The 602-nt window shown below is 64.0% G+C and carries 2 protein-coding genes; one reads left to right on the top strand and one right to left on the bottom strand.

Features of this window, described 5'->3' with window-relative positions:
* Nucleotides 1-100 precede the first annotated feature (100 nt).
* Complete coding sequence (locus tag KHO41_RS41070) at nucleotides 101-361, top strand: hypothetical protein (RefSeq protein ID WP_211958899.1); 261 nt, start codon at nucleotides 101-103, stop codon at nucleotides 359-361.
* A 78-nt stretch (nucleotides 362-439) separates the two neighbouring features.
* Here the strand turns inward: KHO41_RS41070 and KHO41_RS41065 are convergent.
* Nucleotides 440-602: transposase domain-containing protein (locus tag KHO41_RS41065; RefSeq protein WP_211958900.1), on the bottom strand; the 163-nt coding region annotated here is incomplete at its 5' end.

Below are 602 nucleotides of genomic sequence, written 5' to 3'. Positions count from 1 at the left end.
TCGTAAGCGCTAGATCCAGCACACCTTGAGTATTCCGATTGTTATCCGATACCGTGCGTCGCACGGGGTGTTACCGGGTAACGATCACGAGGAGTGCGGGATGGCACAGACGACAGCACAGCGGCAAGCCGCCTATCGGGCAAGGCGCGCGACGGCGGGCACGGATGGCAACGGAGAGCGGCGGCTGGACATGTGGGTCAGTACGGAGGCCGAACTTGCTCTTGCACGGCTGGCGCACCGTTACACGGTAACGAAGCGTCAGATGCTGGAGCGGCTGATCGCGCGAGCGGACGACGCGATCGTGCGCAGGCTCGATCCGGACTCGGAGCAGTGGGATCACTACTTCAACGTGCCCCGCTAGCGCCAACCGTTACCGGGTAACGAGGCGCTTCTCCCAACGTGACGGAGTCCCCGAACTCGGGGCGACGATCGGCCTCGCTCAGGCTGGGTGCGGCGGCGCGGTTTGCCGCCGGGCGAAGTTGAACGGCAACAGGTCGCTGATGTCAGCGTCCGGCGCGCGCTGTGGCAACTCTGTGAGCACGTGGAGCAGATAAGCATACGGTTCGATGTCACAGGCGCGGCACGTAAGCATCAGGCTGTAG

Source organism: Cupriavidus numazuensis (assembly GCF_905397435.1).
Classification (GTDB): domain Bacteria; phylum Pseudomonadota; class Gammaproteobacteria; order Burkholderiales; family Burkholderiaceae; genus Cupriavidus; species Cupriavidus numazuensis.
Note: the sequence above shows the minus strand (reverse complement) of the source record. Positions and strands in the feature narration are given on the sequence as shown.